Below are 20,311 nucleotides of genomic sequence, written 5' to 3'. Positions count from 1 at the left end.
TATGACAGGAGTCTCCAAAACTCTTAGCGGGAGTTCGATTCTCTCATCCCCTGCTAAAAACCGCTGAATTTCAGCGGTTTTTTTCATGTCCGGAATGAACTGGAACACAAGGTAGAACACAATTAGAAAAGAGCCTTTTTCATGCTGTATCAGATAGCTGAAAGGGCTCTTTCTATTTCCTCAATCTTATGTTTTTCACTTTGATTATTGCGAAAATAATACTTCCTGGTTGTCGATATATCCGCATGCCCCATCTGATGAGCAACAAGCGTCTCCGAAACCTGATTGTCAAGAAGAGTCGTTCCGTATGTCTTTCGGATTTTGTGCATTGGTCTAAAAGGAATTTCCAGGTTTTCACAAGTCCGTCTCAATGCTCTGCTAAATCCTTGAATTTTAATCCTTTTCCCATTTTCCTCAAAAAGAAACTCTTTTGGATCAGCATTCAATTCTTGAATACGCCGTAAAATCTGTACCGCAAAGCTGTTAACAATAATCTTTCTATTTCCTGCTTCAGATTTTGCGAACTCTTGAACCCGCACAACGTTTTTTCTCTTTCCCGGTTCTTTTTCCTCGTTATAATGCACTTCCGTCCGACACACATGAATTGTACCGCTGTTTTCTTTCAGACGTATATCCTCCGGCTTTAAAGCCGCAAGCTCTCCGACTCTAAGCCCGGTCACAAACACCAGAAGTATTCCCAGATACCTCAAAGAGTCCTTTTTGAGAAGGTACTCCTTAATAATAGGGATTTCTTCTTCACTGTAAACTTCTTCAGTATCCGTTTTCTTTTCCCGTATGGTAAAAATATTCTTAGAAAGGTCTAATTCATCGAAAAACACAGAGATAATCACATCTGTCAATTTTTTCTTTCGAGCATGCCGGAAAATTCCCTTTATAAGAATTTTCAAACCGTTATAAGTCTTTTTTGTCAGCTTATGCTTTTTGATATTTCCCTTGATAAACATTTCCAGGTCTATCTCTGTAATATCAGCTATATATTTCATACAGATTTCATTATCATCCGGGAAAAATCTTCTAAAATCATTTTCATATCTGGTTCTTGTCTGCTCACTGATTTCTCCATACTTAAATTTTAACGTCAACCAGTCATGGAAAATGTCAGAAATCCAAGGTTGCTCTTCAATCGCACGATAATGCTCAATGATTAATTTTTCAAGGGACGCCTTTTCCTTTCGTCTTTTCAAAACGAACCCCCTTTTTACAGAGGGTTCGTCTATATAGGTCATCCACTGATTCGCTTTTTCATCAAACCAGATTTTGTGGTTATGCTTTTCCAGATATTTTTCATTTTCTTTCTTCATTACTATTTTAAGCCCCATGCTTCACTGATAAATATTGCTGTTCACAGTGCAATTATCTGCTTTTTTCAGATTTTACAGCTTCTTTGATAGCACATGCTATAACACAGGCGAACAAAATGAACACTATATAGAGGCACATTTTCCAGTCTGTAATAATATATACTGTCAGAAATGCAAAGATTGCTGCCAAAATGCCAAAGACAACCGAAACCATATGATATTCTGCCTTTTTATCCATTTTTTCTCTTTCTTTTTGAACTGCAAATAAATAGGTATTTGATAAAATCGGTCCCTTTCCTCTTGCGGTAAAAGATACATATATGAATAAAGCAATGGAAATAAGCGCTGTAATTACAGCAAAAATAATATCGCTCATTCAGTCCACCCCATTTCGTTAATCATACTTTTCAATGGCAACACTGGCAATGGCAGATTGATTCGGCTCTCCGCTGATAAGATTCTGCGGTGCCGGCACCAGCATCATAAATCCTTCTTTTCCATATCGCTGTGCATATCCTTCTGCATAGTTTTCTTCAACGGAAATGTGCTGCACCTGCCCAATGACCATAGCTGCAATTCCCGCACCGCTTAAATCCTGTATCTCTTTCAGGGTACATTCTATATTGATAAAAGCCTCCTCAATTACCGGAGCTGGAATCGTTTTTGCGTTGGAAAGAGTAAAATCCCCTGCCGCAAATTCGTCTTCTTCCATATCATTGTGGTGAATGGTTTCTACCAATTTATCGTAATAACTTATGGGGAGGAAATTAATACAAAAGCATTTCTCTCTTTGAATATTGGCATAGGTATGCGTATGCTGATACAAATTTCCCATTACAGCAAAGAACGCAGTCTTATCTCCATGGAAACAGCTCCACGAATGAAGACAGACATTGGGTTGCCCGTTTTCTTTCCATGTCGTAATGGCAAACAAAACGGTCGGTATGCCTGCCGTCACTTCAAAATGGGAAAACAGCTCAAATTCCTCCGGATACAAGGGTTTAAAATACTGCGGGAAATCTTTTCCAATCTCTATTTTCATTGACAGCACCTCCCTTAAAAGATCGTTATAGCACTCCATTCATTGATAAAATGAAAAGAATACAGGTTGCAATAATAATAGACGCCAGCAAAACCATGCCCGCATGTCTGCTTCTTATCTCTTTTTCTGAAGCAGCAACATATCCGCTTTTTCTTAAAGCAGTAATAACAGGCTTATACAGCAGAAATGTAACAGATGCATTCAGCCCTCCTTTCAACAAATTAAATGGAAGAAAGACGGGAATCAGCAATTCTGCCACAGCTTCTCTTGGATATCCCATATAAAGCGGCGTTACAAGATAGTTCCACATAAGCATAACAACAATCATCGCAAGGCAGCCGACTCCCAGTCCAAGAACAGCCCCTGACAGCGTGTGCCTTTTTTTATAAATAACTGCTGCTGTACAGGCAAAAGAAAGCGTTTGAATAATATTCATAATGCATCCCAAAATTCCCGTATCACTTACTGTTATCATTTCAATTGACGCCACAATAACCGACACAATACAGGAAGTCATCGGCCCCCATATCAGTCCGCCCAGAGTAACGATAACATCCGATGGATCATACTTTAAGAATAGCACAACCGGGATCCTGCCTACAACCATTACAACATAAGTGACCGCACACAGCATGGCAATTGTCGTGATTTTTTTCGTTTTACTGTTCATTTTTTGTCCCTCCGTAATCTAAGTAATAAAAATAACACCCGGAAATGTCTTCCAGGTGTTACACTCCAATTAGACCACAAAGCAACAAACACTGCTGTACCTTGCAGAAATCTAATGGTATCTTCTTTCATCCAGACTATACTGTTGGTTTTGGAATCACACCAAATCATGCGATCTACGCTCGCGGACTTTACCGCCAATCGGGAATTTCACCCTGCCCCGAAGACACTTTATTCGGTTGTTGGTTTTTATTATACTCTTTTTATCATTGAATTGATACTGCTTTTTGATAAATTTTACATCTAAATCAAAAATTCCCATACCGTCAAAATGTACCATTAAATCTTATTTCTTCTCATCCAGCAGCTTGACGCCTTCCGGCGGATTTTGATCGATTGCTCCTACAATCCTGTGAGGTTCATATGGTTCTTCCAGAAAAGCAATGTCTTCATTCGTAAGTTTTACGGAAAATGCTCCGGCTGCATCGTCAAAATGAGCTACTTTTGTCGCTCCGATGATTGGCGATGTCACACCTTTCGCCCATTCCCATGCCAGAGCGATCTGCTGCATTTTCATGCCATATTTTTCTGCCAAAGTGTGAACTCTTCGGACAATTTCCATATCCTGCTCCTGGCTTCTGTCATATTTTCCCATTGCCACCCTGTCTGTTTTACTTCGAAGGGTGTCTGTATTCCATTCCGGACGGGTCAGATGTCCGGCTGCCAACGGACTGTACGGCATAAGAGATACGTTCATCTGCCGGCAGATAGGAATAAGTTCTCTTTCATCCTCTCTGTAAAGAAGATTGTAATGATTTTCCATTGCTGAAAACTGTGCCCAGCCATGATCTCTGGCTGCCAGCTGCATATTATAAAACTGGTATCCGTACATAGCTGAAGCGCCGATAGCGCGGACTTTTCCGGATACGACCAGATCATTCAGCGCCTCCATTGTTTCCTCGATCGGCGTCTCGTAATCAAATCTGTGAATGATGTACAGGTCAAGATACTCTGTACCAAGCCGTTTCAGGCTTCCTTCTATCTCACGATGGATTGCCTCTGAAGACAGTCTTCCGGGATTAAAATAAACTTTAGAAGCGATCACTACTTTATCTCTTGAAACATTTTTCTTAAGCGCCCTGCCAAGATATTCCTCGCTGGTTCCTTCTGAATATCCGTTTGCGGTATCAAAGAAATTGATCCCCAGATCCAGTGCATGCTTTACGATTTTCTCTGTTTCCGCCTCGTCCACTGTCCAGTCATGCATAGTCCCGGCCTTTCCGAAACTCATACAGCCTACACAGAGTTTTGATACTTCTATATCCGTGTTCCCAAGTTTTGCATATTCCATTCTGATCTCCCCTTTTCTTTTCAAAATCTGCTGTTAATTAAACAGATCGTCCAAGCTCATAGGCTTTATCCGGATATGGACTGTGTTTCGTCATAGACACTGTTCCGCACCCATAGCCCAGCACCACTCCCTGATCATCAAGGTTCAGATAGCGGACCAGGGTTCTGTAATGGCTTTCCAGAGACTCAAATGTCCAGTCATCCGCATTCCACGCTGCCGCAAGAAGCGCTGATTTCATATGTTTTCGGTTAATACTGCTGTTAATAGCGCAGAACCGGTCAACCAGAATCTTCAACTGGGCAGACATGCCATAATAATACAGAGGCGTTACAAACACCATCATATCTGCATTCAATATCTGTTTTCTGAACTGTTCCATATCATCTTTCTGCACACAGGGTCCCTCATAACCACAGTATATACAACCTGTACACGGATGAAGATCCGCATGAGCCGCATCAATAATTTCTACAGTATGGCCTGCTTCTTCCGCTCCCCTGATAAACTGATCCGCCAGAAGATTGGATGATCCATGTTTATTCGGGCTCCCTTCCAGTACAACAATTTTCATAAAATGTGCCTCCTTCTGTTTTTCAAAATCACTTGTCTGCGATTAGCGTCGGTGTACACCAACGCTACTGAAAATTCTGCAAAAGTTTCGTGACAAAGGATTCCGTAATTTCGTAGATAGAATAGTGCACATAGTCTACATGGGCAAGCTCCATAGCCTTTTTCTGTTTGTCTGTGGCTGTCGTATAGGGATATACGCCGAACATAAACGGAAAAAACGCATAAAGAAATTCCTGGATGTCAACAGCAGTCATACGCGGGAAAAACTTTTCCAGGCAACAGATCACGGTCTGCATCGCATTGGAATATATCTTTTTGAATGCTACAAGATTCTCAATCCGGCTGTTTCCTTCCATGTCATAAAGATTCATAGACATCAGTTTCAGCATACATCCCCGCCTCTCCAGCGTATGAGCAAGTTCACCTGCAAACTCTGCGGCAGACAGGCAGCCATACCTGTCGAGAATGCCCCTTAGATCTGCCGCCCATGCTTCATGCTCCCGCCCCAAAAGAGCCAGGAAAATTTCCTCTTTCGTCTGAAAATAATTGTAAATAGACGTTCGGGTAAAAGAAGTCTTTGCTCCAATATCCCGAATTGTTATATCTTTAAAGCCCATCGTTTCATAAAGCGAAGCGCAGGCATTAATGATTTCTTCTTTTCTTGCATTCGTCAATTCTTCCGACCCTTTTGGCATAACTATTATTCCTACCTTTCTAACTGTTCAGGACACGTTTCGCCCAGGCTGCCGCTTTAGAACCGTTCACAAGTTCTCCTTTTTCCCAGGAAGCCGACGGGCAATGATCCCGCAAACTTTTTTCTGCCTTTCTTATTCCGCTTCCGCCGGAAGTGGCAAAAGGAATCACTGTTTTTCCGGAAAAATCATAGCTTTCCAGAAATGTATCCACAATACGAGGCTCGACATACCACCAGATAGGAAATCCCACCAGAACCGTATCATACTGTTCCATATTCTGTACCGGTTCTGCAATGGCCGGACGACAGGCCGGATCATTCATTTCAATCGTACTGCGGCTGTTTTTATCCATCCAGTCCAGATCAGCTGACGTATAAGGCTGCTCAGGGCGAATCTCATACAAATCCGCATGGACAACATCTGCCATTTGTTTTGCCGCGCGGGCAGTTACGCCGCTTGCTGAAAAATATGCAATTAATGTTTTACTCATCTTAAACTCTCCTTTAAAATTCCCACAATTTCATCATGTTCCAGAACTTTGTATCCGCCCGGCATGATAAGAGTGCCGTCTGCGATACCTTCTATCATGTCCTCTGTCGCTCCCAGCTGTGAAATGTTCATTACAAGTCCCAGCTCATTCATCCAGTTCTCCATTGCCTGCAGACCTTCTTCTGCCACCTGTTCATCTGTCTTGCCTGACGGATCAACATCCCATACATTGACGGCAAACCGTTTGAACTTCTGCAGCCCATACGGCAGAATATGACGATAATAAGGAAGCGAAACAGCAGCCAATGTCATGCCGTGAGTCGCATCTGTGTAAGCTCCTACAGACTGACCGAGCATGTGGACCATCCAGTCTGTAGATTTCCCCCTGGAAACCAACGTATTCAACGCCCATGTTGCCGTCCACATAATGTTGCTCCGCGCTTCATAATTCTGTGGGTCTTTATTGGCGATCCGACTGGAGTAAATAACAGAACGCATCAGACCTTCACTGATATAATCGCTTGTGTTATCGTCTTCTCCGGAAAAATACTGCTCACAGATATGATTAAAAATATCGTAAATACCGGATACCATCTGGTAATGAGGAAGGGTCAGTGTATATTTAGGATTCAGAACTGCAAATTTAGGCATAATGTTCTCATCCGCAAAAACATGGCCGATCTTCTGCTTTGTCTTATGATTTGTGATTACAGACCCGGCATTCATTTCCGATCCGGTTCCTACCATAGTCAGCACACATCCCACCGGAAGAGTCTCGCAGTCCGGTTCTTCAAAACGTATATAATATTTCTCCCAGGGATCTTCTTTACAATTAACAGAAACAGAAACTGCTTTCGCATAGTCGCAGACGGATCCCCCGCCAACTGCCAGCAGAAAATCTGCATTATGGTTTCTTGCAGTTTCAATGCCTTCATAGAGTTTATCCACTGTCGGGTTGGGCATAACACCTGAGATTTCCGCTACATTTTTTCCATTCTTTTTCAAAATTTCTACAACTTCATCATAAATCCCGTTTTTCTTAATAGACCCGCCACCATAGATCAGTATAACATTTTTCCCATACTTTGGCAGTTCTATGTTCAGATTATCCAGCGAATCCTCTCCAAAATAAAGTTTTGTCGGGTTACAATACGAAAAATTTCCCAGCATTTGCAGGTCCTCCTTTGATTTTTTATTCTGACACCATGTCAGTACATATACTATAACTCCATTCTGACATAGTGTCAATATTGTTCGCAAATTTTTAACTTTTTATTCGCCGTAGTCTAGTTTACCGGCCGCTGACATATAATACATAAAACAGGCCATTTACGAGGAATTTATGCTGACACGTTTCAAATCTTTCCGTCCATTTCGCCCTATTCTTCTTCCCCTTTTATTTGCAGGCGCATTTTTTTTCGGTCATCTGACCGGCTTTATCGTGGAGCAGGTTTTTCCCGCTGCCGCCGAAACATCATCGGAAGGAAACTGGGGACTTAGTTTTCAGGAGGAAGGCGAAGCGCCGATCGGAAACGCCAAAGCCGAAGATCTAAAAGAACTGAACGCCTACTATACAGGTGATACAGGTAAACAGATCATCTATCTTACTTTTGATGCAGGATATGAAAATGGAAATACCGGCGCTTTACTGGATGCTTTGAAAAAACATCACGCCCCTGCCACATTTTTCGTTGTCGGTAATTTCATAGAAGATAATCCTGATCTTATCAAAAGGATGGTAAAAGAAGGGCATACCGTCGGCAACCACACCTACAGCCACCCCGATATGTCGCAGATTTCTACAAAGGAAAGTTTTGAAACCGAACTTGGCAAGGTGGAGCTGCTTTATCAAGAGATAACAGGGAAAGAAATGACAAAGTTTTACCGGCCGCCGCAGGGCAAATACAGCCAGGAAAATTTAAAAATGGCCCAGGAACTTGGCTATCACACCTTTTTCTGGAGCCTGGCTTATGTAGATTGGTACGAAGAGGACCAGCCTTCCCGCGAGGAAGCCTTTGACAAACTGCTTCCCCGCATCCATCCGGGAGCTATTGTTCTTCTCCACAGCACTTCTTCTACAAACGCCGGCATTCTCGACGAATTATTAACACGCTGGGAGAAAATGGGGTATGAATTTGGGGATTTAAATGATCTTGTCGCCGAAGAAGGATAGAAAGTAATAAACAAAAAAGAATACATAAATTTAAATCGGGACGGGGTTTTTATACTCCCGTCCCAAATGAAATCCATATTAAAGAATGTCAATATATTCCCCGGCAAGGGCTTTATTCATACTGCGCACTGCACAGAATTTTCCGCACATACTGCAAGTGTCGCTGTGATCGTCTTCCGGACTTCTGCTGTCACGGATCGCTTTGGCAGTTTCCGGATCCAGCGCGCACGCAAACTGCGCATCCCAGTCCAGTTTTCTCCTGGCATCCGCCATACGGTCATCGATATCTCGTGCTCCCGGTACGCCTTTTGCTATATCCGCGGCATGGGCTGCAATTTTAGAAGCAATGATTCCCTGCTTTACATCTTCTACATTAGGAAGCGCCAGGTGTTCTGCCGGGGTTACATAGCACAGAAACGCTGCGCCGCTCATGGCTGCCACTGCTCCTCCTATAGCCGCTGTGATATGGTCATATCCCGGCGCAATATCTGTCACCAAAGGTCCCAGTACATAAAATGGCGCGCCCATGCAGATGCTTTTCTGCACTTCCATATTTGCAGCCACCTGGTCAAGCGGCACATGTCCCGGTCCTTCTACCATAACCTGTACATTGTGATCCCACGCTCTTTTTGTCAGCTCGCCAAGGCGCACCAGCTCTTCAATCTGGCACACATCTGTTGCATCCGCCAGACATCCGGGACGGCATGCATCCCCAAGTGAAATTGTCACATCATATTTTTCACAGATGTCTAAAATTTCATCATAGTATTCATAAAACGGATTTTCTTCTCCCGTCATGCTCATCCAGGCAAAGACCAGGCTTCCTCCCCGGCTTACAATATTCATTTTTCTTTTATGTTTCTTAATCTGCTCAATTGTTTTTCGTGTAATTCCGCAGTGCAGCGTAACAAAATCCACGCCGTCCTCTGCATGGAGTCTGATCACATCAATAAAGTCTTTTGCCGACAAAGTTGCCAGATCTCTCTGATAATGAATAACACTGTCATAAACAGGAACCGTTCCGATCATAACCGGACACTCCCTTGTCAGTTTCTGACGGAAGGGCTGAGTATTTCCATGGCTGGACAGATCCATGATCGCCTCTGCGCCAAGGTTTACAGCGCTCATCACCTTTTCCATCTCAATATCATAGTCTTTGCAGTCTCTGGATACTCCCAGATTGACATTGATCTTCGTGCGCAGCATGCTTCCGATTCCTTCCGGGTTAAGGCATGTGTGCTTTTTATTTGCACAGATTGCCACCTTTCCTTCTGCTACAAGCTGCATTAATTTTTCTACCGGCATATTTTCCTTTTTTGCCACGATTTCCATCTGCGGTGTTACAATCCCTTTCCGGGCTGCATCCATTTGTGTTGTGTAATTTTCCATCCGTAGTTTCCTCCTTATCTTTCTGTGTGCTCTGATCTGCCGGTCCTCCAGATTGTTCCGGCTTTTTTCATTTCAGCAGTTCTATCCTGCCACCTTCAGCAGTTTCATTGCGCCGCCTTTTTCCAGAATCGTAATCAGCAAAAAGGCAAGAATACTGCCTACTACCGTAGAAATCAAAAACGGCACGATATAGACAAACAATCCGGCCGGTTCCATCCCCATCAAGAATTTTGCTGCCGGGTACGCTGCCAAAGCCCCCAGGATGCCTGTCCCAAATACTTCGGCAAAGCAGGTTACGCCAAGTCTTCGGCACACCATATACACGATTCCACAGCACAGGGCACCTGCCATACTGCCCGGGAACGCAAGAATACTCCCGATTCCCATCACATTTCTGAGCAGACTTGCACAAAATGCAATTCCCACTCCCCAGCCCGGTCCAAGGGTTACCGCTGCCAGGATATTTACCATGTGCTGTACCGGCGCACATTTGCTTCCCGCCACCGGGAAACTGATCATACTCCCAACTACAGCCAATGCTGTCAGCACACCAGCCAGCACCAGCTTTCTCGTCGCATTCTTCTGCTTCACAAAAAACGTCTCCTTCCTATTTGGCTGCTTCTTCTGCGTTTTCACTTCATTTCGCCTGCTTACACGCAAAAGCGCTGCCAGGTACTCTTTTTATAGTTCTTCTTTAGCGTCGGTGTACAAGGGGCTAAAATCTCCCCTTCACCGACCATGTTGCCCCTTGTACACCGACGCTACGGGAATACGAGAAAATAAAAGAATTTTTTCAGAATGTTTCACGGAAAAAAATAGAGTTCCACCGACGGAACTCTATCAATTACTCAATATTCATCCCTACGTTGGCATTATCCAAATCAGGTTATGGGTCGAAACAAACCAGTCTCCTCTCAGCCGACTTCAGCCAGCTCCCCGTATCACTATAATTTTGTACTGGGTTTATTATATCCCTGACATCTGGATTTTGCAACTGCTGCGAAGGAATATTTTCAAAATTACACACCATGTTTCACAGTTTTGCCCACCGCTTACCCCAATTTGACACGTAGTAAAGTTTAAAAGTGTTACGTCACCAATTCACCAAACCACCGTTCAAACGAAGCACGGGCGCACATTTTCACTTCCGCCTCCATCGCCCGATACTTCTCCATCAGCGTTTTTCCTTCTGCGGTTATCTCGCATTTTCCTCCGCTTCTGCCTCCCTGATGGCGGATCAGCAGCGGGGTCCCAAGCTCTCTTTCTGCTCGGTTTATGATTTTCCAGCCTTTGCTGTAAGACATTTCCATTTTCTGACAGGCTTCTTTCATAGAACCGCTTTCTTCCAGGTGTTCTAAAAGTTTTATCAGTCCCGGTCCAAACACAGGTTCATCTGTGCAGACCTGCAATTTAACCACAGGCCTGAATTTCCGGCTTTCTTCTTTTTTATCCATTCTTTTCACCTTTTTAATTTTCTTCCAGGAGAAGAAGTCTCTCCGGAGCAATTGTCACAGCCTCCGGAATCCGGCAGCCGCCCCGCTCACTTTTCATCCACAAGCCTTTCTCCGCCTGTTGATCCGCCTTAAAAATAATCGTCTGTTCAAAGGGCGTCTCGGACTGCTCCACCGGCAGTACAGGAAAACGGTTGACTTGGTTTTCCCCTTCTGCTCCGCCTTCCCTCGACTTGCCTGCTGCCGGCAGGATATCATGGGCCCGTACTCCGATATACGCTGTTTTTTCCGAAACAGGTTCTGCCGTCCAAAGAGAAATCCCCCAGTCTTTTGCATAGACCTGAAACTGTCCTCTTTTTTCTATCTGTGAGATATTTTTGCATCCGGTCAATCTGGCAGCCGCTACTTTCCTGGGATTTTCAAACAGTGCTTTTGTATTGTCAGTGATCACATTTTTCCCTTTTTCCATAATCATCGTATCCGTACACAGCCGATAAATTTCATCTCTGTCATGGCTCACTAAAATGGTGCATCCTGCAAAATTCCGAATCCGCCTTTGCATTTCCAGCTGAAGTTCTTCCTTTAAATAGCTGTCCATAGCGGAAAACGGCTCATCCAAAAGCAGAATATCCGGTTCGCTGGCCAGTATTCTTGCCAAAGCCGTCCTCTGCTGCTGTCCTCCTGAAAGCCGAGTCGGATATTGTTTCTCCAATCCGCCAAGCTGGAACTGTTCCATCAACCCGGCGGCTTTCTGCTCTTTTTCCGCCTTTTTCCCCTGTATGCCGGCCATAATATTTTCTTCTACTGTCATATTGGGAAATAATGCATAATTTTGAAACAGATAGCCTACCTTCCGTTTCTGTGGAGATAGATCGATCTTTTTCTCACTGTCGTAAAACACTGTTTTTTCCGTGGCAATTCTTCCGTGATCCGGACGCACGATCCCGGCTACCGCCTTCAAAGTCATACTTTTCCCGCAGCCGGACGCCCCCAGGATCCCGAGACATCCGCCATTCATGGAAACTTTCATGTCCAGCATGTAATGTTTCAGTTGTTTTTGAAAATTGATCTCCAGCTGTTTCATCTTCAGCCGCTACCTCCGGTTAAATTTCTGGAAAATGTATGTTACATAGTTCATCCCTGTCACAACCAGAAAGGAGATCACCACCAGCACAATTACATACTGATACGCTCCCTCCATGTTTCCGGCTGCCACATCAGAATACACAGCCAGCGGCAGGGTCCTTGTCTTTCCCGCAATATTTCCCGCGATCATTGCCGTGGCACCAAATTCTCCCAGCCCTCTTGCAAACGCCAGGATCCCCCCTGATAAAATTCCGGACAGTGCATTGGGAAACAGGATTTTCCAGAAAATCTTCCATTCCGACATTCCAAGCGTCCGCCCAGCATCAATGAGATCGCCATTGACCTGCTCAAAGGCCCCTCTGGCAGAACGATACATCAAAGGAAAAGAAATCACTACCGCCGCCAGGACTGTCGCTCCCCACGAAAAGGCGATTTTCACCCCGAAAAACTCCAGAAAGAAACGGCCAATAGGCCGTTTCACTCCGAAGAGATAAAGCAGGAAAAAACCGGCTACCGTCGGCGGCAGGACCAGAGGCAGGGTCAAAATTCCGTCCCATATCATTTTCCATTTTTCATGACGGATCCTCACCACGAGAAACGCCGCCAAAATCCCGGCAAAAAATGTGATCACAATGGCAAGAGACGCCGTTTTTGCAGAAATCAGAATTGGTGACCAGTCCATATCCTACCTCTTTATAAATCCGTAATCTTCAAATATCTGGATTGCCTCATCGCTTTTCAAAAATTTCACAAATTTCTCTGCCGCCTCTTTATTTTCGGACGCGGAAACAATTCCTACCGGATAAATAGCCGGTTCTGCCAGACTGTCCTCCGGAGCTTCTGCCACAACTTTTACTTTATCTGTAGTAGCTGCATCTGTTGCATATACAATGCCGGCCTGAGCGCTTCCCTCTGCAACCCAGTTCAGTACTTCCGTCACATTCGTTCCAAGGCTGGCTTTTGCCAGTACCTGATCCCACAGTCCCAGATTTGTCAGAGCTTCCTCTGAATACTGTCCAACCGGTACACTGGCAGGGTCTCCGATGACAATGGTATCCGCCTTTGTAATATCTTCAAAAGAAGATAATTCCAACTGTGAATCAGCAGATGTGATCAGTACAATTTTATTTTCCAGTAGATCTGTCACAGAATCTTCTTCGATCATTCCTTCTTCCGTCAGGGCGTCCATCTGTTTTGTAGCCGCCGACATAAAGACATCCGCTTCCATTCCTTCTTCAATCTGAGTCTGAAGTTTTCCGGAGCTGTCATAGGTTCCGCTCACTGTAATATCCGGATTTTGTTCCTCAAACATAGGAATCAGTTCGTCCTCATATGCATATTCCAGGCTGGCTGATGCCGCAACGAGTATTTCCGTCTTTTCATCTTCTCCGCTTTCTTCCTGACCTTCTTCCTGAGTATCAGCCTCAGTTTCTGACTGACTGCTGTCAGATGCATCTGCATTCTCCTCACTGCTTCCGCATCCTGCTGCCAGAACTGCCGTCATGGCTGATACCAGCAAAAGACTTACGATTTTCCTTTTCATTCTCTTTCCTCCCTGCTTTTTGCAAATATTAATCTTTTTGCAAATATTAATCTTTTTGTAAATATTTATCTTTTCTCAAACTCTCAAATACAGTATACATCAAATTATTTTTAAAAACAATTCGCTTTCCGCAAAAAAATTTGCATCAGAAGCTTCCCATATCCTCTTTCCGGTCAATGTCTTTCAGCTCCCTCTCATCCGCCTCTACAACATAGACCTGCTCCGGGTATTTTCTCATGACAGCCCGGCCTCCTGTGTCGCCTTTTAATTCCAGCAATTCCCTGAAATATTTCTTTGGCCACAGCACCGGATTTCCCGGCTGTCCGTCTTTGCCGGCGCAGATGATCTTTCCCGGCCGTACTGCCGCCGTATTCCAGATTTTCTGAATCGTGGAGACCTTAAGTCCCGGCTGATCACACACTCCAAACAAAACACCCTCTACCTCTGGTTTCTCTCTTAAAACAGCCTGTAATCCAAGCTGCAGAGAATGGGAAATACCAAGGTGAGGCTCCCGATTTACGATTCCGCTGATGCCCCGCTTTTTTGCTTCTTCAAGGATCACAGCGTTTCCCGTCACGACAAAACGCTCTCTTCCGCAAAACGCTTCCAGTCTTTCCATGGAATGCTGATAAAGAGGCTTTCCTGCCAGCACTTCCGAAAGCTTATCTTTTCCATACCTGCTTCCTGTACCCGCCGCAAGCATAACTATGGCAAATCTGCCTTTTGCCGTCTCATAACACTGCACCGCTTCCAAAACGCCGCCTCCGATGGCTCTTGCCTTGTCTGAAATCGTCCAGCAATGTTCCTTTTCACACCGTGCGTCAATATCCCCGATCTTCATTCCTTTTACCACTGAAACGCCTTTCTGCAGCATTCCCCGCATCATTCCGGACATTGCGGCATACACCGGCTCCCCTCCTGTATAGGCTGCAATCTGCCCTTTTTCCACCATATCGCCAATGGAAATCAAAGGCTCCATCACTCCGTCACCGGAAGCTTTCAAAAGCCTTTCCGTCGTGTAGCCTCCCACTTCACCCGGCACACCGGTATTGGGAAGCGCCGCTCCATCATAAATTACCTGTCCAAGGGTATGTCCCCGTTTCGTTTCCACCACACAGTGGCAGTCCTGTCCTGCATAAAATCCCGGGCCGACGCCGACCACCAGCGGTGCGTCCGTTATTTTCGTCCCTAAATTCTTCTTTGCCAGGATAGCATCTACTACCACATCGGGACAAAATTCCTTTCGGATTTCTGCTGCCTCATCTACGATCAGCGCAATATTTCCATCCCCCATCACTGCATATGCCTCATCCAGAGAATGGACCAGGCGCGCTTCCATATCCTCTACTTTGGCGCTTCCTTCGTACACCGCTCTGGAAAAAGCCACCGTTCTTCTTACAGTTAAAGGGGCTTCTCTTTCTGTCATAAGAATATTATGTCCGCTGTGGTAAAGCCGGGCAGCAATTCCTGTCGCCAGATCACCGGCTCCTCTTATTAATATTTTCATCTCTTTCTATGCTCTCCTCTTCCCTCAGATGGCAACTCCTGTGTATACCGACGGTCCAGATTCCCCAGACACAGGATAGGATTCTCGTATCCGCATTCCTGAAGAATCTCGCAGATCTCCCGGGCCGCTTCCTTTTTTCCTGGCAAATCTGTTTTATTTAAAATAAGGGCGTATTTCACCGCCTTATTCACTCCTTTTGCCCTGCCTCTCTGGTGCATGGCAAGTCTGGCAATATCCCGTGGAAGAACCGGCTCCGTCATCTCTTTTTCCAAAATCCGAGCTGCCTCTTCCGCCCGAAAACAAACCTCTTCAAGGGGTCTTCCGATTGCATCCATACCATACACATACAAAATGCGTCCTGTCTCTTTCCGAAAGACCGGTTCCTTTTCTCCCGGCACCTTGATCGGCATACGCCGCGCTCCATCCGCCTCTATCAAAACCGGACAGTTAAGCTGCAGCAATTTTTCCATCCAAACTTCATCCGGCATCTGCATTTTCCCTGCCTCCGCCTTCTTACCCAGAAAAATTTTCCCTTCCCGGTCCAAAATCTGTACCATCTTTTCTTCTGAAGGTTCCAGTAAAAAATAAGGCTTCTCCTCTGCATACATGTGAGTAGTTGTCGTCACCGCTGCCGGAAGATTCCGGGATCTATATTCCTCCACAAGAGATTTTATAAGAGAGGTCTTTCCTCCCGCGCCTGCTACACTGATCCTCTCTGCATCATCAGGACAGACTCCCAACGCTTCCAAAATGCCAGGAAAAGGGCATAATCTGCCCTTTTCCCACTTTTCCACGATCTTTTTTTCTTCTCTTTGCATTGTTTTTCTGCCATTCACCGCTTTTCTTCTATTCGCCGCAGTGATGTCCGCATCCTTCATGTGCCCCGCCACAGTCATGGCCTTCTTCTTCATGATGATGGCTGCACAGCGTATCCGGATCATAATTCAGTGCACCTGCAAGATAAGCTTCCACCTGTTCATCTGCATTGCCGGAAGCTCCCGGCAAAAGCTCAATGCCTGCTTCCGCAAGAGCTGTCCTTGCTCCGCCGCCGATTCCGCCGCATATCAAAACATCTACTTTCTCCATTTGAAGAAAGCCTGCAAGAGCACCATGTCCTTGCCCGTTTGTATCCACGATATGACTCTCTGTCACCTTTCCGTCGTTTACTTCATAGACTTTGAACTGTTCCGTATGTCCAAAATGCTGAAATACTTCTCCGTTTTCGTAGGTTACTGCTATTTTCATTTTCATCCGCTCCTTTTTAGGCATTTTCTATCCCAGTGGGTCTTTTATTATAGTATCCCATCTGTCTTTTTAATTCAAGATTTTATATTTTTTCCAATGCGACTTCTATGGTTCCTCCGCAGACCATCCCCTCTTCCTCTGCCTGATCTGCTGTCATATCTACCTGAACAAGACGAAAGGCTCCGTCCTTTTCATCCGAGAGCATCTGTCTGCTTTTCTGCAGGATCTCGCTCTCCGCACATCCTCCGCCAATAGTTCCTATCTGCCTGCCATCCTTTAAAATGAGCATTTTCGTACCCACGCTCCTTGGAGCTGATCCCTTTCTGGAAACAATAGTCGCCAGCACAGCTTCCTCTCCGTTTTCCCTCGTTTCCAGGATGCCATCTAAAAGTTCTTCCGGATAGCCTCCTTTTGCCTGCTTTTTATTTTTTACTTCTATGATCTCTCCCAAAATAGATACTGCGATCTCTTCGGGAGTTTCTGCGCCAATGGCAAGGCCGATGGGCGTACATACCTTGCCAACTTTTTCCTGCGAAATTCCCAGCTGAATCATCTGTTCCTTGACAATGGCCGTTCTCCTTCTGCTGCCCATCATGCCTACATAGGCGCACTCTTCTTTCCGGTCAAGAACAGAATACAGGCATGCCGAGTCATAACGATGCCCCCTTGTCACGATCACCACATAAGTATCTTCATCCAGCTTTTCCTCTGCCAGCGCTTTCTCATAAGGGGCGCAGATTACCCGGTCCGCCCCTTCCTTTCTGGCACAGTCTGCAAATTTGGGCCGGTCCTCCAGAACCGTAACCTGGAACCCCACCATTTTCCCAATGGCAATAACAGGCATGGAAACGTGACCGCCTCCGCAAATGATCATTTTAGGCGAACAGCTGACCCGTTCACGGAAAACACGCACTTCCTCCGGGAAAGATAAAGTTTCTCCATCTCTCACCAGCATCTTCTCGCCTGCCATTTTTCCGGTCAGAATCAGCGCTGTTTCCATTCCCTGTATTCCGTTTTCCAAATTCAGCTGCAATTCTCTGTAAAAATCCATTCCGGCTCCTTTGTTTCATACATGATCAAACAGAATAAAATTTATTTCCCGAACCCGCAGTTTGGGAAGGTGCATACCGGACAGGAAAGGCAAAGACCGCCCTCTCCCATCTTTGTAAAATCATCTTCTGATAATTTTTCACCTGCCACAATCCTTGGAAGGACAAGATCAAAAATCGTCCGTTTTGCATACATCACACATCCGGGGAGTCCCATAATAGGAATATCCTCCTGTCCTTCTCTGCGGCAGTAAGCCAGCATAAACATGGCTCCCGGAAGAACAGGGGCACCATAAGTTATGACTTCATCTGCTGTCTTTTTAATAGCCAGCGGGGTCCGGTCATCCGGATCCACGCTCATCCCTCCTGTACACACGATCAGATCCGCCCCTTTTTCCATCCACTCCTGCGCCGCCCTGGCAGTCATATCGGCATCGTCACTGCAGACAGTATTTCCCATTACTTCCACACCGTATTCCTCCAATTTCTGTCTGACAACAGGTGTAAATTTATCTTCAATCCGTCCGCGGTAAACCTCATTTCCAGTCGTTACAATTCCTGCTTTCCATTTCCGGAAAGGAAGAATCTGAAAAACAGGAGCCTCTCCGCCGATCTGGCGGATCCTTTCCATTTTTTCCTCCTCGATCACCAGGGGAACAACCCGCATGCCTGCAATCTTATCTCCTTTTTTCACAGGAAAATTTCCATGTCTGGAAGCAATGACGATCTGTCCAAGCCCATTCATCTGATCCAGTTTCCTGGTGTCCACTTTCAGTACACCATCTGCAAGGGCTGTCAGCTCAATTTTCCCTTCTTTGACTTCAGAACGTTCCATCCATTCCCCCTGACAGACTTCTCTTAAAATTTCCGCCGCCTCATTTTCATGGAGCATTCCCTCCTGCTTCTCCCATACATACAGGTTTTCTTTTCCCACAGACAGGAGCACAGGTATATCCTCTTCCGTCACAATATGCCCTTTCCGGAACACTGCATCTTTTACTTTTCCCGGAATGATCTGAGTGATGTCATGGCACAGCACACTCCCCACCGCATCCTCTGTACGAATCAGTTTCATTTTTCTCCTCCATTTCCGCATTCTCCGGCTCTTCCTGACAAAATATCCAGTCCATGCTCAAGATAAGGCAGCACGCCTTCCAGATTTTCCCGGACAGCCTTGGGGCTGCCCGGAAGATTGACAATCAATGTCTTCCCCCGGATAACAGACACACCTCGTCCGAGCATGGCCTTTGGCGTGATCTGAAAAGACATCCACCTCATAGCCTCCGCAATGCCCGGCGCATTTCTGTCCGCCACCGCAAGAGTTGCCTCCGGCGTACAGTCTCTTGGAGAAAATCCGGTTCCGCCGGTAGTCAGGATCAGCTCTACCTTTTCTTCATCACAAAGCCAGATCAGTTCCCTTTCTATCTGATTTTGCTCATCCGGCAAAAGGATCACATCTCCTACTTTATATCCGGCCGCTTCCAACATTGTCTTCACAAGAGGACCGCTTTTATCTTCCCGCTCCCCTGCATACCCTTTATCGCTTAACGTAATGACTGCTGCCCGCTTCCCATTCTCCGATCTGACGCTTGTTTCTTTTCCCTTTTCCATTACCATATTTGCAGTTCCTTTCCATCTCCCGGCTCCTGCCTTTGCGTTCTTCCTTCGCCGCCTATACGGATTTCTTTCTTTTCATTTCGAAAATCTCCGCTTTTTCCTCCGGTCTTATGAAGCAGATAAATACCTGATATCTCCATAGACTTATCCAGTGCTTTGCACATATCGTATATCGTCAGCAGCGCAGTACTCACACCGGTAAGCGCTTCCATTTCCACCCCTGTTTTGCCGTGTATTTTCACTTTACAATAACAGTAGATCGCACATTCTTCCGGCTGCATTTCAAACGTGATCTTACATCCGGTGATGGGAAGGATATGACACATGGGAATCAGCTCAAACGTCCGTTTTGCCGCCATGATCCCCGCTGTCTGGGCAACCCCGAGAACGTCTCCCTTCCCCACAGTTCCTCTCTTGACTGCGTCAAATACCTCTCTGCTCACAAGGATTTTTCCTACCGCTTCTGCTTCTCTTTCCGTTTCCTCCTTGCCGCTGACATCCACCATCACTGCACGGCCGTTCTCCTCAAAATGTGTCAGTTCCATTGCTTTTTCTCCCTTTTCTTTTCAGGGCATACGAAAGCTGCCCGCTCAATCTTCGTTTTGTTCTTATTATATAGGGAACAAACAAAAATAACAAGTTTCCATGTCTTTCTCCTCCGTTCCATGGTATACTTTCATCAGATGGACAAAGGAGGTAAACAAAAATGCTGGAAAAGTTACTGACTCTGCCAGGATTTATTTACGAAGCTGACGGGGCATATTATTATCTGGGAAAATGGATCTGCAAAGAATGTACAAATGTAGACGAAACCGACTGTGTAACGATGTATCAAATGTGCCGTGCGGGAGGCGAGGAAAAGGACGCATCCTTCTATTTTCAGAAAATCCGGGCTTACAGTGATTTCGCTCTGGACATTCCCTACAATCCGGCACTGATCCGCGAGAACATGGAGAAACTTCTGGCAGGTCTTTCAGAGAACGGACAGAAAAACCTGGAGAAACAAATACAGCTGGTAGAAACCGACGCACAGTAGTCTCAGCGCTCGGGAACCGACTGGCAAAATGTAAAATAATCTCACACAAAAAGAGGCAGAAATCCTACTGTCTCTTT

General features: G+C 45.4%; 24 protein-coding genes and 2 riboswitches. Of the genes, 2 read left to right on the top strand and 22 right to left on the bottom strand.

Features of this window, described 5'->3' with window-relative positions:
• Window positions 1-149 precede the first annotated feature (149 nt).
• The 9 genes from WJ238_RS09555 to WJ238_RS09515 all read right to left on the bottom strand — a co-directional run bounded on the left by WJ238_RS09555 (window position 150) and on the right by WJ238_RS09515 (window position 7,308).
• The gene (locus WJ238_RS09555; protein ID WP_337606795.1) at window positions 150-1,340 is read right to left on the bottom strand and encodes a tyrosine-type recombinase/integrase; all 1,191 of its coding nucleotides are present in this window, start codon (window positions 1,338-1,340) and stop codon (window positions 150-152) included.
• Between the two features lie 34 nt (window positions 1,341-1,374).
• Complete coding sequence (locus WJ238_RS09550; RefSeq protein WP_337606794.1) at window positions 1,375-1,698, bottom strand: DUF3784 family protein; 324 nt, start codon at window positions 1,696-1,698, stop codon at window positions 1,375-1,377.
• An 18-nt stretch (window positions 1,699-1,716) separates the two neighbouring features.
• Window positions 1,717-2,364: a flavin reductase family protein gene (locus WJ238_RS09545; protein WP_316265402.1), complete on the bottom strand. Its 648-nt coding sequence runs from the start codon at window positions 2,362-2,364 to the stop codon at window positions 1,717-1,719.
• 25 nt (window positions 2,365-2,389) lie between these two features.
• Window positions 2,390-3,034, bottom strand: a complete 645-nt coding sequence (locus tag WJ238_RS09540) for an ECF transporter S component (RefSeq protein ID WP_337606793.1) — start codon at window positions 3,032-3,034, stop codon at window positions 2,390-2,392.
• Window positions 3,035-3,149: 115 nt separating this feature from the next.
• Window positions 3,150-3,265: riboswitch (FMN riboswitch) on the bottom strand.
• Window positions 3,266-3,379: 114 nt separating this feature from the next.
• Window positions 3,380-4,384 (bottom strand): aldo/keto reductase, encoded by a 1,005-nt coding sequence (locus tag WJ238_RS09535; RefSeq protein WP_337606792.1) that lies wholly within the window; start codon window positions 4,382-4,384, stop codon window positions 3,380-3,382.
• Between the two features lie 37 nt (window positions 4,385-4,421).
• Window positions 4,422-4,955, bottom strand: a complete 534-nt coding sequence (locus WJ238_RS09530) for a flavodoxin family protein (protein ID WP_230105330.1) — start codon at window positions 4,953-4,955, stop codon at window positions 4,422-4,424.
• Between the two features lie 64 nt (window positions 4,956-5,019).
• Window positions 5,020-5,649 carry a TetR/AcrR family transcriptional regulator gene (locus tag WJ238_RS09525; protein WP_316265405.1) on the bottom strand — a complete coding sequence of 210 codons (630 nt, stop codon included), beginning with the start codon at window positions 5,647-5,649 and terminating at the stop codon, window positions 5,020-5,022.
• A 19-nt stretch (window positions 5,650-5,668) separates the two neighbouring features.
• Entirely contained in the window at window positions 5,669-6,139 is a 471-nt protein-coding gene (locus WJ238_RS09520; RefSeq protein WP_230105328.1) for a flavodoxin, read from the bottom strand.
• The gene (locus WJ238_RS09515; RefSeq protein WP_337606789.1) at window positions 6,136-7,308 is read right to left on the bottom strand and encodes an iron-containing alcohol dehydrogenase; all 1,173 of its coding nucleotides are present in this window, start codon (window positions 7,306-7,308) and stop codon (window positions 6,136-6,138) included. The genes WJ238_RS09520 and WJ238_RS09515 overlap by 4 nt, the downstream gene beginning before the upstream one ends.
• 172 nt (window positions 7,309-7,480) lie before the next feature.
• Here WJ238_RS09515 and WJ238_RS09510 point away from each other — a divergent pair, with 172 nt between their 5' ends.
• Window positions 7,481-8,311 (top strand): polysaccharide deacetylase family protein, encoded by an 831-nt coding sequence (locus WJ238_RS09510; RefSeq protein WP_337606788.1) that lies wholly within the window; start codon window positions 7,481-7,483, stop codon window positions 8,309-8,311.
• A gap of 78 nt (window positions 8,312-8,389) precedes the next feature.
• Here the strand turns inward: WJ238_RS09510 and thiC are convergent, their stop codons facing one another.
• The 13 genes from thiC to moaC form a co-directional block, all read right to left on the bottom strand.
• Entirely contained in the window at window positions 8,390-9,700 is a 1,311-nt protein-coding gene (gene thiC / locus WJ238_RS09505) for a phosphomethylpyrimidine synthase ThiC (protein WP_230105325.1), read from the bottom strand.
• Window positions 9,701-9,781: 81 nt separating this feature from the next.
• Entirely contained in the window at window positions 9,782-10,291 is a 510-nt protein-coding gene (gene thiW, locus WJ238_RS09500; RefSeq protein WP_256193702.1) for an energy coupling factor transporter S component ThiW, read from the bottom strand.
• A 250-nt stretch (window positions 10,292-10,541) separates the two neighbouring features.
• A riboswitch (TPP riboswitch) is annotated at window positions 10,542-10,647 on the bottom strand.
• A gap of 141 nt (window positions 10,648-10,788) precedes the next feature.
• On the bottom strand, window positions 10,789-11,154 hold the full coding sequence (locus WJ238_RS09495) for a winged helix-turn-helix domain-containing protein (RefSeq protein WP_230105315.1): 366 nt from the start codon (window positions 11,152-11,154) through the stop codon (window positions 10,789-10,791).
• A 13-nt stretch (window positions 11,155-11,167) separates the two neighbouring features.
• Entirely contained in the window at window positions 11,168-12,235 is a 1,068-nt protein-coding gene (locus WJ238_RS09490; RefSeq protein ID WP_337606785.1) for a sulfate/molybdate ABC transporter ATP-binding protein, read from the bottom strand.
• A gap of 9 nt (window positions 12,236-12,244) precedes the next feature.
• Window positions 12,245-12,919, bottom strand: coding sequence for a molybdate ABC transporter permease subunit (gene modB, locus WJ238_RS09485; protein ID WP_230105313.1), 675 nt, complete (start codon window positions 12,917-12,919; stop codon window positions 12,245-12,247).
• A 3-nt stretch (window positions 12,920-12,922) separates the two neighbouring features.
• A complete protein-coding gene (gene modA / locus WJ238_RS09480; RefSeq protein ID WP_337606783.1) occupies window positions 12,923-13,780 on the bottom strand; it encodes a molybdate ABC transporter substrate-binding protein in 858 nt (285 codons plus the stop codon).
• Between the two features lie 145 nt (window positions 13,781-13,925).
• Window positions 13,926-15,287 carry a selenium-dependent molybdenum cofactor biosynthesis protein YqeB gene (gene yqeB, locus WJ238_RS09475; protein ID WP_337606782.1) on the bottom strand — a complete coding sequence of 454 codons (1,362 nt, stop codon included), beginning with the start codon at window positions 15,285-15,287 and terminating at the stop codon, window positions 13,926-13,928.
• Complete coding sequence (yqeC, locus tag WJ238_RS09470; protein ID WP_337606781.1) at window positions 15,284-16,228, bottom strand: selenium cofactor biosynthesis protein YqeC; 945 nt, start codon at window positions 16,226-16,228, stop codon at window positions 15,284-15,286. The genes yqeB and yqeC overlap by 4 nt, the downstream gene beginning before the upstream one ends.
• Entirely contained in the window at window positions 16,134-16,532 is a 399-nt protein-coding gene (locus WJ238_RS09465) for a NifB/NifX family molybdenum-iron cluster-binding protein (RefSeq protein WP_230105309.1), read from the bottom strand. Before WJ238_RS09465 ends, yqeC begins: the two co-directional genes overlap by 95 nt.
• Before the next feature lie 82 nt (window positions 16,533-16,614).
• Window positions 16,615-17,583, bottom strand: coding sequence for an XdhC family protein (locus WJ238_RS09460; RefSeq protein WP_337606779.1), 969 nt, complete (start codon window positions 17,581-17,583; stop codon window positions 16,615-16,617).
• 41 nt (window positions 17,584-17,624) lie between these two features.
• Window positions 17,625-18,656 carry a molybdopterin-binding protein gene (locus WJ238_RS09455; RefSeq protein ID WP_230105307.1) on the bottom strand — a complete coding sequence of 344 codons (1,032 nt, stop codon included), beginning with the start codon at window positions 18,654-18,656 and terminating at the stop codon, window positions 17,625-17,627.
• Window positions 18,653-19,198 (bottom strand): MogA/MoaB family molybdenum cofactor biosynthesis protein, encoded by a 546-nt coding sequence (locus WJ238_RS09450; RefSeq protein WP_230105306.1) that lies wholly within the window; start codon window positions 19,196-19,198, stop codon window positions 18,653-18,655. Before WJ238_RS09450 ends, WJ238_RS09455 begins: the two co-directional genes overlap by 4 nt.
• Entirely contained in the window at window positions 19,192-19,743 is a 552-nt protein-coding gene (gene moaC / locus WJ238_RS09445; protein ID WP_230105305.1) for a cyclic pyranopterin monophosphate synthase MoaC, read from the bottom strand. The genes WJ238_RS09450 and moaC overlap by 7 nt, the downstream gene beginning before the upstream one ends.
• 161 nt (window positions 19,744-19,904) lie before the next feature.
• Between moaC and WJ238_RS09440 the strand changes: the two genes are divergently transcribed.
• Complete coding sequence (locus tag WJ238_RS09440; protein WP_316265428.1) at window positions 19,905-20,234, top strand: hypothetical protein; 330 nt, start codon at window positions 19,905-19,907, stop codon at window positions 20,232-20,234.
• The last annotated feature ends 77 nt before the right edge of the window (window positions 20,235-20,311 follow it).

Origin of the sequence: Claveliimonas sp., from assembly GCF_037273965.1 — a bacterium.
GTDB lineage: Bacteria > Bacillota > Clostridia > Lachnospirales > Lachnospiraceae > Claveliimonas > Claveliimonas bilis.
Note: the sequence above shows the minus strand (reverse complement) of the source record. Positions and strands in the feature narration are given on the sequence as shown.

What these genes read in the sequence shown, in the direction of transcription:
- WJ238_RS09545 (WP_316265402.1), bottom strand. Translation starts at nt 2,364, where the DNA reads ATGAAAATAGAGATTGGAAAAGATTTCCCGCAGTATTTTAAACCCTTG.
- WJ238_RS09550 (WP_337606794.1), bottom strand. Translation starts at nt 1,698, where the DNA reads ATGAGCGATATTATTTTTGCTGTAATTACAGCGCTTATTTCCATTGCT.
- modA (WP_337606783.1), bottom strand. Translation starts at nt 13,780, where the DNA reads ATGAAAAGGAAAATCGTAAGTCTTTTGCTGGTATCAGCCATGACGGCA.
- modB (WP_230105313.1), bottom strand. Translation starts at nt 12,919, where the DNA reads ATGGACTGGTCACCAATTCTGATTTCTGCAAAAACGGCGTCTCTTGCC.
- WJ238_RS09490 (WP_337606785.1), bottom strand. Translation starts at nt 12,235, where the DNA reads ATGAAACAGCTGGAGATCAATTTTCAAAAACAACTGAAACATTACATG.
- WJ238_RS09460 (WP_337606779.1), bottom strand. Translation starts at nt 17,583, where the DNA reads ATGGATTTTTACAGAGAATTGCAGCTGAATTTGGAAAACGGAATACAG.
- WJ238_RS09525 (WP_316265405.1), bottom strand. Translation starts at nt 5,649, where the DNA reads ATGCCAAAAGGGTCGGAAGAATTGACGAATGCAAGAAAAGAAGAAATC.
- WJ238_RS09465 (WP_230105309.1), bottom strand. Translation starts at nt 16,532, where the DNA reads ATGAAAATAGCAGTAACCTACGAAAACGGAGAAGTATTTCAGCATTTT.
- moaC (WP_230105305.1), bottom strand. Translation starts at nt 19,743, where the DNA reads ATGGAACTGACACATTTTGAGGAGAACGGCCGTGCAGTGATGGTGGAT.
- thiC (WP_230105325.1), bottom strand. Translation starts at nt 9,700, where the DNA reads ATGGAAAATTACACAACACAAATGGATGCAGCCCGGAAAGGGATTGTA.
- WJ238_RS09515 (WP_337606789.1), bottom strand. Translation starts at nt 7,308, where the DNA reads ATGCTGGGAAATTTTTCGTATTGTAACCCGACAAAACTTTATTTTGGA.
- WJ238_RS09495 (WP_230105315.1), bottom strand. Translation starts at nt 11,154, where the DNA reads ATGGATAAAAAAGAAGAAAGCCGGAAATTCAGGCCTGTGGTTAAATTG.
- yqeB (WP_337606782.1), bottom strand. Translation starts at nt 15,287, where the DNA reads ATGAAAATATTAATAAGAGGAGCCGGTGATCTGGCGACAGGAATTGCT.
- WJ238_RS09455 (WP_230105307.1), bottom strand. Translation starts at nt 18,656, where the DNA reads ATGAAACTGATTCGTACAGAGGATGCGGTGGGGAGTGTGCTGTGCCAT.
- WJ238_RS09510 (WP_337606788.1), top strand. Translation starts at nt 7,481, where the DNA reads ATGCTGACACGTTTCAAATCTTTCCGTCCATTTCGCCCTATTCTTCTT.
- WJ238_RS09450 (WP_230105306.1), bottom strand. Translation starts at nt 19,198, where the DNA reads ATGGTAATGGAAAAGGGAAAAGAAACAAGCGTCAGATCGGAGAATGGG.
- WJ238_RS09540 (WP_337606793.1), bottom strand. Translation starts at nt 3,034, where the DNA reads ATGAACAGTAAAACGAAAAAAATCACGACAATTGCCATGCTGTGTGCG.
- WJ238_RS09555 (WP_337606795.1), bottom strand. Translation starts at nt 1,340, where the DNA reads ATGGGGCTTAAAATAGTAATGAAGAAAGAAAATGAAAAATATCTGGAA.
- WJ238_RS09530 (WP_230105330.1), bottom strand. Translation starts at nt 4,955, where the DNA reads ATGAAAATTGTTGTACTGGAAGGGAGCCCGAATAAACATGGATCATCC.
- yqeC (WP_337606781.1), bottom strand. Translation starts at nt 16,228, where the DNA reads ATGATCCGGATACGCTGTGCAGCCATCATCATGAAGAAGAAGGCCATG.
- WJ238_RS09440 (WP_316265428.1), top strand. Translation starts at nt 19,905, where the DNA reads ATGCTGGAAAAGTTACTGACTCTGCCAGGATTTATTTACGAAGCTGAC.
- WJ238_RS09520 (WP_230105328.1), bottom strand. Translation starts at nt 6,139, where the DNA reads ATGAGTAAAACATTAATTGCATATTTTTCAGCAAGCGGCGTAACTGCC.
- WJ238_RS09535 (WP_337606792.1), bottom strand. Translation starts at nt 4,384, where the DNA reads ATGGAATATGCAAAACTTGGGAACACGGATATAGAAGTATCAAAACTC.